17 protein-coding genes and 1 pseudogene are annotated in these 17171 nt (G+C 35.3%); 12 read left to right on the top strand and 6 right to left on the bottom strand.

Annotated elements, in window-relative coordinates:
• Nucleotides 1-509: 509 nt before the first annotated feature.
• On the bottom strand, nt 510-1094 hold the full coding sequence (locus ACFTQ7_RS02145; protein WP_386827034.1) for a histidine phosphatase family protein: 585 nt from the start codon (nt 1092-1094) through the stop codon (nt 510-512).
• Nucleotides 1095-1096: 2 nt separating this feature from the next.
• Entirely contained in the window at nt 1097-2161 is a 1065-nt protein-coding gene (locus ACFTQ7_RS02140; RefSeq protein WP_386827033.1) for a M4 family metallopeptidase, read from the bottom strand.
• 582 nt (nt 2162-2743) lie between these two features.
• On the opposite strand from ACFTQ7_RS02140, the gene ACFTQ7_RS02135 reads away from it, so the two are divergent.
• The 3 genes from ACFTQ7_RS02135 (at nt 2744) to ACFTQ7_RS02125 (ending at nt 4402) form a co-directional block, all read left to right on the top strand.
• Complete coding sequence (locus ACFTQ7_RS02135; RefSeq protein ID WP_386827032.1) at nt 2744-3070, top strand: pyridoxamine 5'-phosphate oxidase family protein; 327 nt, start codon at nt 2744-2746, stop codon at nt 3068-3070.
• Between the two features lie 257 nt (nt 3071-3327).
• Entirely contained in the window at nt 3328-3675 is a 348-nt protein-coding gene (locus tag ACFTQ7_RS02130; RefSeq protein ID WP_386827031.1) for a hypothetical protein, read from the top strand.
• 88 nt (nt 3676-3763) lie between these two features.
• Nucleotides 3764-4402 (top strand): hypothetical protein, encoded by a 639-nt coding sequence (locus tag ACFTQ7_RS02125; protein WP_386827030.1) that lies wholly within the window; start codon nt 3764-3766, stop codon nt 4400-4402.
• Between the two features lie 237 nt (nt 4403-4639).
• On the opposite strand, the gene ACFTQ7_RS02120 is transcribed toward ACFTQ7_RS02125, so the two are convergent.
• Nucleotides 4640-5197, bottom strand: coding sequence for a flavodoxin family protein (locus tag ACFTQ7_RS02120; RefSeq protein ID WP_349660942.1), 558 nt, complete (start codon nt 5195-5197; stop codon nt 4640-4642).
• Between the two features lie 113 nt (nt 5198-5310).
• Here ACFTQ7_RS02120 and ACFTQ7_RS02115 point away from each other — a divergent pair, with 113 nt between their 5' ends.
• A complete protein-coding gene (locus ACFTQ7_RS02115; RefSeq protein WP_386827468.1) occupies nt 5311-6201 on the top strand; it encodes a LysR family transcriptional regulator in 891 nt (296 codons plus the stop codon).
• Between the two features lie 199 nt (nt 6202-6400).
• Here ACFTQ7_RS02115 and ACFTQ7_RS02110 read toward each other — a convergent pair whose 3' ends face one another.
• The gene (locus ACFTQ7_RS02110) at nt 6401-7426 is read right to left on the bottom strand and encodes an S-layer homology domain-containing protein (protein WP_386827029.1); all 1026 of its coding nucleotides are present in this window, start codon (nt 7424-7426) and stop codon (nt 6401-6403) included.
• 149 nt (nt 7427-7575) lie between these two features.
• On the opposite strand from ACFTQ7_RS02110, the gene ACFTQ7_RS02105 reads away from it, so the two are divergent.
• The 7 genes from ACFTQ7_RS02105 to ACFTQ7_RS02075 all read left to right on the top strand — a co-directional run bounded on the left by ACFTQ7_RS02105 (nt 7576) and on the right by ACFTQ7_RS02075 (nt 12895).
• Nucleotides 7576-7728 (top strand): hypothetical protein, encoded by a 153-nt coding sequence (locus ACFTQ7_RS02105; RefSeq protein WP_386827028.1) that lies wholly within the window; start codon nt 7576-7578, stop codon nt 7726-7728.
• Between the two features lie 3 nt (nt 7729-7731).
• Nucleotides 7732-8523: a bile acid:sodium symporter family protein gene (locus ACFTQ7_RS02100; RefSeq protein WP_386827027.1), complete on the top strand. Its 792-nt coding sequence runs from the start codon at nt 7732-7734 to the stop codon at nt 8521-8523.
• 329 nt (nt 8524-8852) lie between these two features.
• Nucleotides 8853-9008 carry a hypothetical protein gene (locus tag ACFTQ7_RS02095; protein ID WP_386827026.1) on the top strand — a complete coding sequence of 52 codons (156 nt, stop codon included), beginning with the start codon at nt 8853-8855 and terminating at the stop codon, nt 9006-9008.
• A 193-nt stretch (nt 9009-9201) separates the two neighbouring features.
• The gene (locus ACFTQ7_RS02090) at nt 9202-10389 is read left to right on the top strand and encodes an MFS transporter (protein WP_386827025.1); all 1188 of its coding nucleotides are present in this window, start codon (nt 9202-9204) and stop codon (nt 10387-10389) included.
• Nucleotides 10390-10723: 334 nt separating this feature from the next.
• Entirely contained in the window at nt 10724-11998 is a 1275-nt protein-coding gene (locus ACFTQ7_RS02085; protein WP_386827024.1) for an MFS transporter, read from the top strand.
• A gap of 238 nt (nt 11999-12236) precedes the next feature.
• Nucleotides 12237-12584, top strand: a complete 348-nt coding sequence (locus tag ACFTQ7_RS02080) for a DMT family transporter (RefSeq protein ID WP_386827023.1) — start codon at nt 12237-12239, stop codon at nt 12582-12584.
• A complete protein-coding gene (locus ACFTQ7_RS02075) occupies nt 12581-12895 on the top strand; it encodes a DMT family transporter (RefSeq protein WP_386827022.1) in 315 nt (104 codons plus the stop codon). The genes ACFTQ7_RS02080 and ACFTQ7_RS02075 overlap by 4 nt, the downstream gene beginning before the upstream one ends.
• Before the next feature lie 318 nt (nt 12896-13213).
• On the opposite strand, the gene ACFTQ7_RS02070 is transcribed toward ACFTQ7_RS02075, so the two are convergent.
• Complete coding sequence (locus ACFTQ7_RS02070; RefSeq protein WP_386827479.1) at nt 13214-13456, bottom strand: hypothetical protein; 243 nt, start codon at nt 13454-13456, stop codon at nt 13214-13216.
• 291 nt (nt 13457-13747) lie between these two features.
• Between ACFTQ7_RS02070 and ACFTQ7_RS02065 the strand changes: the two genes are divergently transcribed.
• A complete protein-coding gene (locus tag ACFTQ7_RS02065; RefSeq protein WP_386827021.1) occupies nt 13748-15931 on the top strand; it encodes a M60 family metallopeptidase in 2184 nt (727 codons plus the stop codon).
• A gap of 488 nt (nt 15932-16419) precedes the next feature.
• Here ACFTQ7_RS02065 and ACFTQ7_RS02060 read toward each other — a convergent pair.
• A pseudogene (locus tag ACFTQ7_RS02060) lies at nt 16420-17171 on the bottom strand (IS3 family transposase); the annotation flags it as partial.

The raw sequence follows: 17171 nt of genomic DNA, 5'->3' as shown, positions 1-17171 counted from the left end.
ACGTTATGTAATTTAAGGAAGGCTAGAGGGTTGCAAAAGGGCTAATTAAATCTAAAGAACGCACAATAAAAAGATTAATTCATCAATTATAATATTCTAAAAGATACAGAATTTTATATTACGTTTGATGGGTCAGGCATAGAGTTTGAGGGCAATATAAAATAATTATATAAAAGGGGTAGCATATAGCTACTCTTTTTTATTGGTCAGAGAGAAATAAACAGATGTTAATAAGACTGTTGATAAGAAGAAACTAAAAGGGCCTCGTATAAGAGGGTATATTGTGCAGCGATATGAAAAGGGATTAATCCTTAACAAGACCACTCCAAAAAATGGGTGGTCTTAATTGTTTCCTTATTATATATTCGTTTTGTTATTTATGTGACTATTATAAATAGGTCATTGTAGTATCGCTCTTATTTTTCACATCAAAATTAAACAACTTTGTTGTCACCTATAGTTTTGTAATAAAGTGAACTGATTAAAAATTGTAACGTTTTGAAAATAGTTTAACGTTCATTAGAGGGCATTCGCCATATTCGCTCAACTTGACTGCCGTTATTCACTGCTGTAACAAGATAAACATCTACATTGTTCATAGTTTTGCACTGCTCTAATCCCATTTCTTGATTGAATTCAGACAATAAAAGGGTCATTGTTACCCGATGAGTGACTAGGATGACAGATTTGCCATCATCACTTTCATTCAATTCATTGAGCAATGATCTGACTTGGTTCGCCACCTGAGAAACTGAATCGCCACCTGGAAATGCGAATTCTTTATGTTCGAAAAGCTTCTGTAAATGATTCCAAATATCCCCGGGGTAATCTGTCGTATTGCCCAAATTAAGCTCTTTGAGCTTGACATCCGTTTCACAACTCACACCATCAAAAGCACGACAAATCTCGTCGGCTGTCTGTCTTGCGCGTAGTAAAGGACTAGATATAATGCGAATAACATCAGAGCCATGTTCTTGAGCTAAAAAAGCTGCCACTTGTATTGATTGTTGTATTCCAAAATTCGAGAGAGGGGCTTCGGGATGGTTCCCCGAAGCTTCTCCATGACGCACGACATATATTCGATTCGCTTTCATAATCAGGATTGTCTCGGAATACCCACTTCACGAAATGCATTCTTTACAGCATCTACAGCTTGTTGAGGCAACTTACCTTGACCTGTAAGCATATCTGCCGTATGAACTATAGCTTCGAATGCTTCTTCGAATGTGGCGTTCGGGTGAATAATCTGCTTGTTTTGAAAAGCAGTATACCACAGGAATGCAGCTTGATCCGTTCCGATTTCTAACGATACAAGGACAAATGCCTTATTAGGTATACCGCTATAAAGATGGACGCCGCCATTATCTTTACTAAGGGGTAGTTCTTTGTAATCATCAAAGTGCGCAGGCTGATGATCGAATTGAGAGGCTGTTCCCGGATCTTTCATTGACCGTAACGCCTTGCCTGGAAATTCTGGTCCGATAATCTCATTCCCGATTAGCCAATCTGCATTTTCAGCCGTTTGTCCCTTCACATGCTGCTTCACGGCACTCCCTATCACATCCGAGAAGTGCTCGTTTAAAGCGCCTGATTGATGCTCATAAACGAGCTCGTTAGTAAACTCCGTCACCGCGTGTGCCATTTCGTGAGCAATTACATCAATACTTCGAGTGAAATTGATAAACAATTTGCCATCGCCATTGCCGAATGCCATCTGCTGCACGCTAGGTACCCACATGGCATTGTTCAAATCTTTAGCATAGTGGACATTGAATATCAGATCCATTCCTTCATTATCTACTGAGTTTCGCCCGAGCTTATTTTTGAAATAATCTAGTGTTTGTCCGCAAAGATCGTAAGCAAAATTTACGCTCTCATCACTAGTAGGAGGATCTCCTTCCTTGCGAACCAGTTTCTTCTTGAAAATTTCCGTATTTTCACTGTCATAAATCTTCCGTCTGCCCTGAAGTGGCGCTACAGAAGTAGATATTTCAGCGTCATCGCTATTTTCAGCATCATCGCTATTTGTTTCCTTCGTTTTATTTTGTACTATACTTTCCATTTGTGTAAGCGTCTTTTTTGCTTCTTCATGTCCCTCTTTTGCCAGTTTCTCAAGCAAATATTTTGGTACAAATCCTTCCTTGTGAAGATGTTTACTCATGTGGTATTCCTCCAATTGTTTATTAGTATGGTTGAGTTAACCAATCCTAGGTTGAGGATAAACACATTCTTTTATACAACCACACAATGTAAAGTGAAAAGTTATTAAGCCAAAACAGCCAATGGCACAAACTTTCTTTGTCTTATCATCCATATGTATCATCCTTCGCTTATAAGTACCGTTTTAAGGGATATGAAGATGGGTGTACATACAAAAAACAGACAACCAAATTAGTTATCTGTTAAACTAGTACCTGCCCACAGGATTATTTAAATTATATTAATGTTCCTCACAGAGTTATTATTCCTGAAATGAAATGTCTTCTGGTGGCAATATACAATGGATTTACAAGTCACTCAATTATTAAATAGAGCCAATTGTATAATTATAACCGTCTGTGAATATTGAAAAAGTTACATATTATAGTTCCCCATAAAGTTCCTCAAATGAATTCATTTCATTTCTTTTAATTTCTAATATTGATTTTTTGAGATTACCACAAAATACTTAAAACAATAGGGTATAAAACATTTCACCAAAGTTATTTCCGCAGATTTCCTAAACGACTCATACTCACGTTATATGACATTCCAACATGAAGATTTTGTATTGTACACAGTAACGAATAAACATTCTGAAAAAATGGAAGAGCTTCGTAAAAACCCATATACACATATATTATATGGATACGAAAATGGAGGTTTTGGTGACACGTACGTTGAAATTGAAGGAAAGCTAACAGAGATTTTAGAGGAAGGAATAAAAAATAAGTTAGCCGAACTTTTTACAAGCATTTTCGTTGGAAATCAAGATGAAATGATTACATTAAAAATCGAGCCAATCCGTATGCGCTTGATGAATAAAAAAGGCGATCCACCTAAAGAGCTAGAATTTACAAACGACCATTAAAATGTGGTCGTTTTTTGATTACAGTGTGATTTAAAAAACATGGTATAGCGAAAATAGCTTTCTCGGAAACTTGCGTTAACTATATTAATAGCTCCGTATTATTAATTTTTTTTCTAATTTACGGTTTATGGTTGTTTTTTTAGTATTAAAAACCTCTTTATTAGATACATATTCAAAAGTTCAATAATGACTAGTTATTTGTAAATTAAGTTGAATATGTAAATGTAACTTAACTATCAAGGAGAGGAGGAAGTAGTATGAGTCATGAAGTAAATTCTGTACAGCCATTTGTTACATGTACGGGAAATGGAGGGGTAGCAAAAATTGAAGATCAGGGCGGCGGAAAAATATGGTGGTATGTTAACCCGAAATTTAGTACTCTATATTCATTTGTCGGAGAAATTTTAATTTCAAATGGAAAAAAAGTTGTTAACACAATCCCAGTAAGTGGAATGGGTCAAGCGTCAAAGGCATTAACTGACATTGCCTATGGTCCGTCAACTGGAGGGAAAACTTACTCAGCGAAACTAACAGGAGTAGCAAGAGACAATCAAGGAACATCGAGTTTTGTGGTTCCAAACTGTAGTACTGCTTATAGAAAATAAAAAATTTAAAAAACTAAGTCCTTGAGGCTTAGTTTTTTTTGTTATTATAAGGTAATAATCAATTAAAAACTAAAGGTGGGATGAAGTAGTGATTCTTCGAAATGATTGTTCAATCATATTAAATTTTCTTGTCTATGTTTCAAACGTTTATAAAAACTACTATGAATATAGTGATGAACCAAAAGTATTTCCTTTCTTGTATTTAGAGAAAAATACACTTTTATCAATGGATGTTTTTATAGATGAAATATCTAAACATTGGGGAAATTATATTCATTCTCTCCACGATCGTATTGTTGACAATGAGGTTCTAACAATGGATATCAATTTTATAAATAAGCCAAATAGTTTTAATTATCAAACCCTCTTTAAAAATAATATAGAAGGCAAGGAGACATTTGATCAAATATTGAAGTCCTTTAAAGCTTGGTGGTTCAGTCCTTATAATGGATATCGGATAGGAGACCAACTATCAGGGGATGTAATTCCAATGGTTTGGGAAGGGATAAAAAATAAACTTCTTACTAAATATAGTACGTTACCAAATTATAATTTTGTGTTATTTGCTATATATGACAATGTCCCATTTAGTTTACAAAGTAAGGGGAGTAACTTCATTATTGAGCCGCTGTCAAATCTTGATTTAAAATATAAAGATGAAAGTGAACAATCAAAAAGCATCGGCTGCTTGGTAGATAAATTTACACAAAAATTGTTTAGCGAATAGGATTTTTAATTTTTTTTTGAAATTTAGTGAAGATTACAAGCATAAGGAGAAGTCGTCTTATATACATGGGGTGGCTGCCCTTAGGAAAAAGAAATCAGTCGGAGCGGAAATCAACCACTTGTTTTGATGAAGGGGGACATTATAGAGGATGCCTTAATTCACACTAAAATTTCCTCGATCATTCAGTTTCAACATAATGAAACGACCTAAAAGCATTGCAGCTTTCAGGTCGTTTTTTTAAATGGGATAGATACGTGCTTTTAACTGCTTATTTAAAATAGATGCCTGCGTCAGTGCCTGTTCATCGTGACGTATCTCACCGGGTTTGTTTGCTTCTCCAATAATGTACGAGGAGAACGGCATCTTTAAGAAGTCAAAAATATACTGGAATTGCTGAATCATTGGTAGACCCTTTATATATGGGGCATCACCACCGACGGCAAGAACGATGGCCTCGGTAGTTTGTAGCTTTTCTTTTAGCTGTGGGAAACGCTCATCTCGAATAGCATGACTCAGTCGATCTACCATGTTTTTCATTATTCCTGACATGCTGTACCAATAGATCGGTGTGGCAAAAATAACGACATCACTTGTTAAAAGCGCATGGATAATTTGATCATAATCATCATCTACAAACTGAAAGCCATTATCATCATGGCGCAAATCGTGAATAGGCTCGATCGTTAAATTTTTTAGATCTATTTTTTTATGATGTAAGCCCTCTAAAACATAATTAGCTAATTGTTCACTATTACTATCGGCTCTAGAGCTACCAATAAATGCGGTAATGTTCATGAAAATCCTCCTCTGTCCCTCAGGTTATAACTAGTGTAAACTTATCTTTATTATCGATAAAGCTGAATGTTTCGATGGAATGTATCGGAAAAAACGATTTAGGGGTGGGGAAGATAGATATTAAACAGCTGCAAACGTTTTTAACAGCTTCAGAAACGTTAAGTTTTACGCAAACAGCACAGCTACTAGATTATGCTCAATCGAGTATTACAGCACAAATTAAATCGCTTGAAGAAGAGCTTGGCGTAGTCCTTTTTGAGCGGCTTGGCAAACGCATTACCCTTACGGAGGAGGGCCAGCGATTACAACAGTATGCACAAAAAATGTTAGATCTAAATGTGGAGATGAAAAAAGCTGTATTAAATGAACAAACACAAGCGGTATTAAAAATTGGTGCACAGGAAAGTCAATGTGTATACCGTCTGCCAAGTGTTTTACAACAATTTCAGAAATCCCATCCACAAGTCAAAATCATTTTTAAACCTGTGCATACAACCGAAATAGCCAAAGATTTATTACAGTCAGGCAATTTAGATATAGCATTTATTACGGATGCCTATAAAGAAACACCTATGTTACATCGTGAGCGACTTATTCAAGAGCAATTAGTTTTTGTCAGTGCACCTACTGATAGTAATGAGGAGAGAGCGGTATTTTCTTTACAGCAACTTTCAAATGAAACGATGCTTCTGACGGAGAGCGGTTGCTCTTACCGTAATCAATTGGAAGTACAGCTGCAACAAGAAGCTGCGCTACCAATACAAATGATTGAATTTGCAAGTATTGAAGCCATTAAGCAATGTGTGATGGCGGGCTTAGGTATTACATTTTTACCCAAAATGGTGGTGGAGGAGGAGCTAAAAAACAAACGTTTACAAGAATTGGTTACATCAACGAAATTAGCAAACATTTTTACGGATATCGCTTGGCATAAGGATAAGCATATATCTCCGTATCTCGCTGATTTTATAGAAATTGCTATGAAAATGTATAAGAAGTTTTAAGGGCATATATTTTTTACCCGTGACCTTTTTCAAAATGGATTCTTTTTGTTTACTGACTTAGCAATCTTTTAAAGTACACAGTTATATCAAAAAAGTGCGAATGAATTTTTTAATCCATTTGCACTTTTTAGTTCTTTTCACAATTGAAGAGTATTATTGTGATTTAATAAAGGGCCATACAGTTTGATCTATGGGGAATTTATTGCTTCTTTAAAGTCCCAGTAAAATTCGTTCCTTCGTCATGCTCTTTACGACAATCTACCTCGGTAATTTTAAGCGCATTATTAAGACGTTCAAATTCCAATACACATCGATTGCCGTTTGAGGATTTATTCATCACGGCCTTAGTGTTAGAAGTAATCGTCGCTGTCCCATCGACACTCCCTGCAGCTGTCCCATCATTGGCAGTAATGAAAATAGTAAAGCTTTTGCTTGTTGCGTTTGAAATATAGGCATCACGGCGATTAAAATCAGTTGAGCCAGTCCCCCATTTATAGTAATACGAATAGGTGCCATTCCAAGCACTATTAGAAGGTGTTGTCAGCTGCATTGTTTTATCTAGCTGATTTTGGCCATTTTTCGCTCGTGTATTTAATGAAGCATTACTCATATTTTCGTGGATTTTTTGTGCGTAATCTGAAATCTCATAAAAATTTCTTTCATCCATACGGTGAAGCATTGTAACGACTTGAGCTCGCGTCATATTGTTTGACACGCCAAAAAATTTCTGTAAATTACGGTTTTCATACTGTAAGTTTTGACCAGTGGAAATGTAATAATCGAGTAAAAACTGTATGGATTGATCTAATCCACTTTTACCATTAACTAAATGTGAAATAGCCTGTGCCACAACCCCGCGCTTCACATTAGCTCCTCGAATATTGTTATCGAAATATCCGTTTAATGGTACACCATAGCTTGCAAGTCGATTGTAAAATTCATCAGACCAGTTTGCTAGAGGGGTTTGTTTTTTTAGCTCATCATAAGGTGATTCGAGCTCATAAAAATTAGCAAGTAGTTTTGCGAATTGTTGCTCCGTGATTGTTGCATTGGGCTTAAATGTACCATCTGCATAGCCATTAACGATATCATATTCCTCTGCCCACAGGATGGCTTCATACGCATAGTGATCTTCTGGCACATCTTTAAAACCAGCAGCTTGCACAGTGTATCCACTTGCCACAACAAGTATGGGAAGCAATAAAGCGAACACTATTTTTTTCATTTGTCTCTGTCATCCTTTCTTTCTAGTACTATTAATAGTTTGAAGGATATGGATAAAAACTGCAAATTTTTCTAGTTTATTTTAAGTAGAAAGGATGAGATAGTGCAATCCTATAAGAGATTCTTTTGGGAAAGAAGGAATAAACAGAGATGTTGAATAGTTTCAATAAATATCTCCAAAAATGGATGCCTATTTTAACACCACTAAGTTTAGTGATGGGTGTTTTATTGAGGAATGTAGGGCATCAGCTACTATTTTTAATGCCGTGGCTTTTTGCTTTTATGACGTTTGCAGGTAGTTAAAATATGAGTTTTGAAGGGATAAAAAATCTTCGAAGATACTCAAAGGTTATAGTAATAGCCCTTGTATTTTTACATCTGATGATGCCAATGTGGGCTTATTTTGTATCAACCGTTATCTTTCACGATCACTTACTAACGATTGGCTTTGTCTTATCGGTCGCTGTGCCAACTGGAGTAACGAGTTTTATTTGGGTAAGTATTTGTAGAGGACATCTTCCATTGTGTCTTGCGATTATTTTAATCGACACACTTATATCACCCGTAGTTATTCCTGCTTTACTACATATTGTTATGGGGCAAACAATCGAAATTGATACTGCAGGTCTAATGCTAGATTTACTTTGGATGATTGTTGTGCCTTCACTTGTAGGTGTAGCGTTAAACGAGTTGACGAAAGGCAATATTGCAATGACACTAGGAAAGAAATTAGCCACTTTTTCAAAACTAAGCTTATTTAGCATTGTGATGATTAATAGTAGCGCAATCGCCCCGTATATTAAACATTTTAGCTGGGAACTTGTCGGTGTTATAGTAGTCGTATTTGTTCTAGCTGTATCAGGATATGCGCTATGTTTAGTACTCGGTCATATTCTTTGGAAGGATATAAGTATTATAACAATGTTTGTTTTTACAGGAGGGATGCGGAATATTGCTGTTGGAGTAGTGATAGCCACTACATACTTTCCTACAAAAACGGTCATGCCAGTAGTATTTGGTATGTTATTTCAGCAAGTTCTAGCCTCGTTCTTTAGCCGAATAGTGGAGCAGTATCAGCTGAAAGTTGCGAAAGGTTAAATATGTTCTCAATTCTTTTGTGGAAGTGAATAAATTTTTTAAGACTTACGCTATCGATTGTTATTAAGACGCCACATTAATTGTCCCAAAAGAAGAAGAGAACAAAAAATGTGATGTAATATCATCAAATGAAAATATCAAAATATGAGGTTTCCATTATGCTACCTTCAGAATATGATGAAGATAAGCAGTATCCATCGTTATGTAGGGTGGGGGAGATATTCTATTTTAAAATTTTACAATAATAATAATTTGAAAGTAAATATCAGTTGTGTTTGCGAAAGTATTATGAATGCTAATTATGTCTCATAAGAAAGAAGAGTGCGCGAATGAAAGAATTAGATGATTTGAAGCTGACGATTCTTCCGTTAATTATTTTGCTGATTCTTATACTTTTGTGGAAACTGACCGAGTCTGTTGGAGCAGGTATGTTGATTATTATTTTCTGGATTGGCTGGCGGCGCCTTATTAGAAAATCACTATAAATCGAATATGAGTTACAGCCAGCTTTATTCAAAAAAAGCTAAACATCGTTTGATACTGGAATCAAACGGTGTTTTTTTGCATTTGCCTCTAATCTTCTGCATAGTTCTTACTTTTGAAAAACGACTATGTACGATTATTTGTAATTTTGTTACTATGTAGTAATTAATAAATGAAACAACAAGGAGATACGGCATGTGGCATAATCGGAATGTATGGATTATTTTATTGGGTGAATTTGTCGTTGGTCTTGGCTTATGGGCTGGGATTATAGGCAATCTAGCTTTTATGCAAGAGGTCGTTCCCTCTGACTTTCACAAATCATTAATTATTTCTTGCGGTATACTGGCTGGCTTAATAGTAGGTCCGTTGGCAGGACGTATTATTGATAATTCGCAGAAAAAAACAGTTATACAGTGGGCAAGTGTAGGACGAATTATAAGTGTTTTATTTATGTTTATGGCACTTTTTACAAATTCGGTTGTATGGATGATTCTTTTTTTAATTACGCTGCAAATAGCAGCAGCCTTTTATATGCCTGCTCTACAATCTATTATTCCAATGATTGTTAAGGATAAGGATTTAATCACACTTAATGCTTGGCAAATGAATGCCCGAACGATTTCAAGGATTATTGGTACGGCTGCAGCAGGATTCATGTTAAGTTTCTTTGAGTTGAAATGGTTGTACATCATTTCATTTATTGTTTATATTTTGATGTTTGTTATTACGAGCTTCCTACAATTAGACGAGATGGATAATCATTCTGTAACAACTAAGGAAAAGGGCGGCTTTAAAGAAGTGTTACCGATGGTGAAGGAGCACCCAATAGTTTTAATGACACTTGTTTTAATGTTAATTCCAACATTATTTTTAGGTTCCTTTAATTTAGTTATTATGAAAATTTCTGAGATTCATCATTCAACGACAATATCTGGACTATTGTATACAGTTGAGGGCATTGGTTTTATGCTTGGTGCAGCTGGTTTAAAATTGATTACGGAACGGGTGAAAATTGGTACACTCCTCTTTACTTTAGCATTTATCATCGGCTCGATGGAGCTCATGCTACTATTATCGGATATTAAATTTTTTGCATTAGTAGCTTTTGGTGTTTTTGGTTTTTCAGTAGGCTGTTTTTTCCCAACGACCATGGTGATTTTTCAAAAGCAAGTGCCAAAAGATTTTCATGGCCGATTTTTCTCATTCCGTAATATGATCGATTCTGTCATCTTTCAAGTCGTCTTATTGTCAACAGGTATGATGCTAGATTTAGTTGGTTTAAGTGGATTGGGACTAGTTTTTGGTATAATCAGCTTAAGCTTAACGATCACTTTTTTACTATATTCAAAGAAAAAGAATGTTGTGATGCAAGCGCATTAATTAAAAAGGAGCTGTCAAATTTGTATTCTACTTTGACAGTTCTATCTTCTTATTACGTTCTATATACATTTTACATAGTAATATTTAGGATACGGTCTATGGACGGTACTTCTGCTTTCTTTTGCTAAGAACTTTTATGACTAACGAGGACAGGTTTGTTGAAAGGAAAAGTAATAGGGGGTATTTTTATAATAATTCTAAATAATATTGCGATAGCTTGATAAAACATCTATTGTCCAATCTCTGCAATGAATGATTTTGTTGAAGTTGTCGAATGGGCTGACAAAATGGTTATGTTTAATCATTAAGATAAGTAGAAAGAAGGTATTTAAAAATGTTTGGAAAAACACAAGACCCGATAGAGACTTATATAGAATCACCCGAAAAGCTAAAGAGCTTATATAGACGAGTGCTACTCGTTGTTAGTCTCTCACAAGTTTTTGGTGGGGCAGGGCTTGCAGCAGGTATTACGGTAGGAGCTCTTTTAGCTCAACAAATGCTAGGAACAGATGCTTATGCAGGGGTACCGTCCGCTTTATTTACTTTAGGGTCGGCAGGTGCAGCTTTAATTGTAGGGAAACTATCACAACGGTATGGTCGTCGTACAGGTTTATCGGCAGGTTTTATTGTCGGAGGAGTCGGTGCAATTGGTGTAGTGATTGCTGCCATCATAAATAGTGTCATTTTATTATTCGCTTCTCTACTAATCTATGGCGCAGGAACTGCAACAAATTTACAAGCCCGCTATGCAGGGACAGATTTAGCCAATAATAAACAACGAGCAACGGCTATCAGTACAACAATGGTGATGACAACCTTTGGTGCTGTTGCAGGGCCAAATCTAGTAGATGTTATGGGGAAAATTGCTGTTTCTATTGGTGTACCGGCTCTTGCGGGTCCATTTATCTTATCAGCAACAGCATTTATCTTAGCAGGTTTGGTCCTTTTTATTATGTTACGTCCGGATCCATTAGAAATAGCGAAAATGATTGAAGCGCACAAACAAGAAACTGAGCATGGGAATAAGATCGAATCCTTTAATAAAAAAGTTTCAAATAAAAGAGGTCTTACAGTCGGTGCAACGGTTATGGTACTTACTCAAATTGTAATGGTTGCTATCATGACAATGACACCAGTACATATGAAACATCATGGTCATGGTTTATCGGAAGTAGGAATTGTTATAGGATTTCATGTAGGTGCTATGTATCTTCCGTCGCTCGTAACAGGTATTCTTGTGGATAAAGTCGGACGAACAGTTATGAGTATTGCATCAGGAGTGACTTTGTTATTTGCCGGTTTATTAGCCGCATTCGCGCCGAGCGATTCTATGGTTCTATTAATTATTGCGCTTTCTTTGCTTGGATTGGGTTGGAACTTTGGTTTAATTAGTGGAACTGCTCAAATTGTGGATTCGACAGAACCTTCTACACGAGCAAAAACGCAAGGAAAAATGGATGTTTTAGTTGCACTAGCAGGAGCTTCAGGTGGTGCTCTTTCAGGCATGGTAGTGGCTAATGCAAGTTATGCGACATTATCATTAGCTGGGGGGCTCTTATCTTTAATACTTATTCCAGTTGTCATTTGGTCAATAAAAAGCTTGAGATAAATTATATGATACTAAAAATGGTTACTAAAATAGTTTCAAAGTAACCAATACAATCTTTTTTTAAACAAGCAGTGAAATCAAGAATTTAGAGTGAATTTAAAGCGAAGCGCACTCACTTAATGGTGATTAATTGAAGAACTAGAAAAGACTATATAAAATTAGTGATAAAAAATTCTTTTATCACTCTCAATAACGGGTCAAACCGTTGATATATCAACATTTATAGAGGGAGTATAAAATGGTTTATACATTATTATTATTTTTAGCGATTTTACTTGAAATAGCAGGGGTCGCTTTTTTAAATTTATCTGAAGGTTTTACTGTCCTTATACCTACAATACTAGCAATATTATTTTATAATTCTTCAATTACTGTATATATTCTAATTACTAAAAATAGAGAAGTAGGGATTGTTGGAGCATTATTTGCAGGGCTAGGGACAGCGCTCGTAATAGTAGTTGGTATACTGTTTTTTAATGAGTCAGTAACGCTTTTTAAATTTGTAGGTATAGCATTAATTATATTCGGTGCTGTATTAGTTAACTTAAAGCCTAAAAGGTTAAAGTTAGAGGAGAATCAAATATGATCGGATATTTATATTTAGTTATAGCAGTATTGGTAGGTACTTCAGGTCATATGTTTGTAAAAAAATCTAATGGTTTTGAAATTAAATCAAGTGGAAATCTAGCGCTAGTATGTTTCACAATTTCAATTTATTTTATTTCCTTGTCTGTTAAGTTTATTGAGGTAGGAGTAGTTTTTGCAATTTGGGCTGGACTTACAATCGTTCTTGTAAATCTTATTAACATACTATTTTACAATGAATCCAAAAACGTAACAAAAATATTAGGGATAGCTTGCATAATTCTTGGGGTCATAACATTGAAGATTTTTTGATTTGTCTATGAAATTTACAGTTATAGAGTAATATGACCGCCAGAGCTAAGGTTGCATTGCAATATCTCGAAAAAACAAACTCCGGTTCATTATGGCACGTCCTGATCCATTAGAAATTGCAACAATGATAGAAGCGCACAAACAAAAAAATGAGCATGGAAATAAGACAGAATCCGAGTATTTTAGGGACCTAACTGTTACAACACCCGGAGAGGACCAATTATTACGCTTAAAACACAAGTGGTAAATTACTTTTAAGTCATATAGTAAAAAACCTTATTGTAAGGTTGCAGACAGTCGACAAAAGGCATCAAGAAGCTATCTCTCGATGTCTTTTGTCATTTTTTTATGTTCAGCAAATGGCATTTTCCTACCAAAAAGAACATACTTTTCGAACATTATTTTCTTTATTAAAGAGCTTGCCATGTTCAAGTAGCAAGCTTTTTCAAATTCATGGCAGTAAAAATAAGCATCCGCAAAAACATGTTCAATTGTTTCTTTACGCCTCGCATAGATTTGCTTGATATCATCCGGAGGACGTAAATGTTTGGCTATTTCCACTTACATTTCCCATATTTGAGGTTGAAAGGTGTCTTATATAATGAATAATTTATGACAATAAAGGTATTATTTTACTTTGTTTTGTATTAAATATTACTACTCAAAGTATTTATTGATATGTTTATATGATTTGTTTAAGGGATTAAGACAATAAATGACTTATAATGCATTGATTTTAGTGTGTTTATGGGAAAATTGTAAAAAAATACATCAAAAGATACTATGGGAATATAAGTAATAAGAATAATAGTATTACTTGATTTAATTAAATAAACAGTAGGAGAGATTATGATGACAAGAAGACAGAAACAAAAAACAAAAAAGTTAGTGATGACAACTGCTTTATTTTCTATGTTTGCTACCGGAATAACGCCTTCATTAGAAGTCTTTGCGGAAGAACAAACACAGCAACAGAAAGTATCTAACATGTTAAAAAACGAAAAATCAGTGGCAGTGGAAAATCGGAAGTTTGCAGTTCCAGGAAAAGGGGATATCACGAAATTCCAAAAAAGCGAAAGAAGAGATAGACCATTTAGTCCCTATGAACCGACTGGCATATACGCTAAGCCTAATGAACAAATAATCATTCAAGTAGCAGGAAATCAAAATATCGAAGCATACATTGGAACTTATTCATATGATGCTTCATGGAGAGAAGACCCAAAAATAAAATCCTTTACATTAAAACCTGGTTCAAACACTATACAGTCTCCAAATGGTGGGATGATTTATTTTTACAATAAGCAACAAGGAGGCACCATTCAAACAACAATAACAACAGGCGGAACGGCTACCCCTCTGTATGAACTTGGAAAGCATACAAAACAAGATTTAATAAATATGCTTAATCAATATCCAAATGCACATGCGGTGGAATTAAAAGGGGAGCGTGTATTGATAACTGCTAGCCCAGCACGTGTAAAAAAATATTTGATAGGCTCTAACACTGATCCGACTCAACTATTGAAAAAGTTGGATGAAGCTACTAGAATTCAAGATAAAATATCTGGGTTATCTGAAGATCAAGTAGATAAACATTATCTACACTATGTTGAGGATAATAATTCTCTAGATTATTTTATGTATGCATACCCTCATAGAACTGCATATGTAGGAGACGCAATCCAACATGTCTTAGATATTAATAAATTTACAAATGATGGATGGGGCCCGTGGCATGAGGCGGGGCACATGAGACAACAAAATCCTTGGGCATTTTATAATATGACAGAGGTTCAGAACAATATTTATAGTCTTGCAGTAGAAAAAACATTTGGTCATCTGACCAGATTAGAAAAAGAGGGTGTTTATCCAAAGGCTTTTCGCTACTTAGAACAGCAGAATAAAAATTATGACGAGATTAATGATCTTTTTGTTAAACTTGCTATGCTATGGCAATTACATCTGGCGTATGGAGAAGAATTTTATCCTAAATTGCATCAATCGTATAGAGATATGTCTGATAGTATGTTACCTAAAAATGATGAAGGCAAGAAACAATTATTTATGATTGAAGCCTCTAAAGCAGCTGAACAAAATTTAATTCCATTTTTTGAAAAATGGGGATTGCGACCAAATAATGATACAATCCAAAAGGTAACAGCTCTAGGGTATCCAAACTTAACAGCTGAAATTTGGAAAAGTACAGATTCTAATCCAATTAAACCGGACACATCAGAATCTGGCAACATTTTAGATGGTAACCAATTTGCCTGGTCGCTGAAAGGAATTGGAGATTTTGAATTTGCAAAGGTAGTTTTGAATAAATCGACAGGGGAGATGCAAGTAGATCTAAAAGCAGGTGTGCCACATCACTACTTTGATAAAACATATGCAAGCATAATAGTGCAGAATCCATCTGGACAAGTGGTATACAATAAAGATATTTACGGAAACAAACAACAGAATGCGGAACAAGAAAGAGTGTCCATAAATGAAGGAGATTATATCGAGTTGACACATCTTGAAGGTGGAGAACGGGCTACGATCACAAATGTAGATAACGGAAAACAAGAAAGCTTTGAAGAAAAAGGCATCTACAAGGTTACCGTAGAGGGTCTCAAGAAGGTAGAAAAATTACCAGAAGCAAAAACTATGGATGGTAACCAATTTACATGGTCGCTGAAAGGAATTGGAGATTTTGAGTTTGCGAATGTGAACTTGAATAGATTGACTGAAGAAATACAAATCAATTTAAACGCAGGTGTACCACATCATTACTTTGATAAAACATATGCAAGCATAATAGTGCGGAATTCATCTGGACAAGTGGTATACAATAAAGATATTTATGGAAACAAACAACAGGATGCGGAATCACAAATGGTACCAGTGAAAGTAGGCGACAAAATTGAATTGACACATCTAGAGGGGGGATACAGGGCTACTATTATGAAAATAGACAATGGTGAACAAGAAAGTTTTGGGGAAAAAGCAGTTTATGAAGTCACTTCTACAGGTTTGTTAATAAAGTAGCAACGTTATTAAAGGTTTAAACATGACAATCCACAATGAAGCGCATTTACATATGGTTTCTACCCTTTTCTAGTTTCGCCTAAAATAGGTCCTTTCTAAACTGCTGTGGAGGACTAGACTCATAGAGATCGTCCTGTTGAGCTCCAAGTTGTGCTTTTGCTGTATGGAATTTACCGCACATTAGCCTTGTGTATTCTCTAGTTGACAGACCTGTAATTGACTGCTTTTAACTAATTTTTAAATAAAGTGTATATTGTGATAAAAACGGTAGACATTTTCCCAGATACGGATAATATACGAATTGATATATGTGAAACAGAAGTACCTTTAAAGTAGAAAGTGAGAATTAATCTGTATGGAAGGATAATGGATTGAAATCTAGAAAGGTATTTATCTAATAGAAACCTAATCTCGCAAGTGGAATATTATGTAGATAAGAGGAGTTCTAAATTAAAATGTACCCTTTGTAAAGGGCATTAATAAAAAGGTTAGGCAACTTTTTGAAGCTGCTGTCTGTATTTTGCAGGCGGCAGCTTTTTTAAATTCCATTGCCCTCGATAATGATTGTAATAAATCATATAACTCTTTATTTCTTTTTTTTACTTCTTCTAACGTTTCACATGCTCTAATAGTTGTTTCATCTTTAAAATGCCCAAAGAATGATTCTTGTGGCGCATTATCCCAACAGTTTCCTCGGCGTGACATGGACTGCCCTGAGCCCATTTTCTTTACTAAGGCTCGGGATTTTAGATTCGTATAGTGGAAACCTTGATCCGAATGGATAAAGGCATCTTCCCTTAAATGGCGATGCTTCTTCAATTTATGTAACGTGTTAAGGGCAATTTCTATACTTAATGTAGAAGTTACTTCATAAGCTAGAATTTCATTTATTTCGGCATCTTTTATGTTGATAAATAAGCACGTTTACCGCCTCCATATGTTAAATATGTGATATCGGTTAGTAATACTTTTCCTGCCACACCTTGCTTGAAGTTACAGTGTAGATTGTTAGGGCATGTGCGATGTTCCTTCGTTGCTTTTGCCATACGACGTGCTGGATTCGCTTGAGGTTGTATGTAGTTCCATATTGGTTTTCGAGTGTCATTTTTATTTGACGTGCACCTTTCTTTCGTACTCGGAAATGCAAGGCCTTTAAAATAACTTCCTTCACCACTTCATCTTCTTCATTCTGTTTTTGACGAGTCAAGACAGCTTCTTCCTTAAAATAGCGATAGTAACC

Origin of the sequence: Lysinibacillus sp. NPDC056959 (genome assembly GCF_042674095.1) — a bacterium.
GTDB lineage: Bacteria > Bacillota > Bacilli > Bacillales_A > Planococcaceae > Lysinibacillus > Lysinibacillus zambalensis.
The sequence above is the reverse complement of the archived record's forward strand: the minus strand, read 5'-3'. Positions and strand labels throughout refer to the sequence as shown.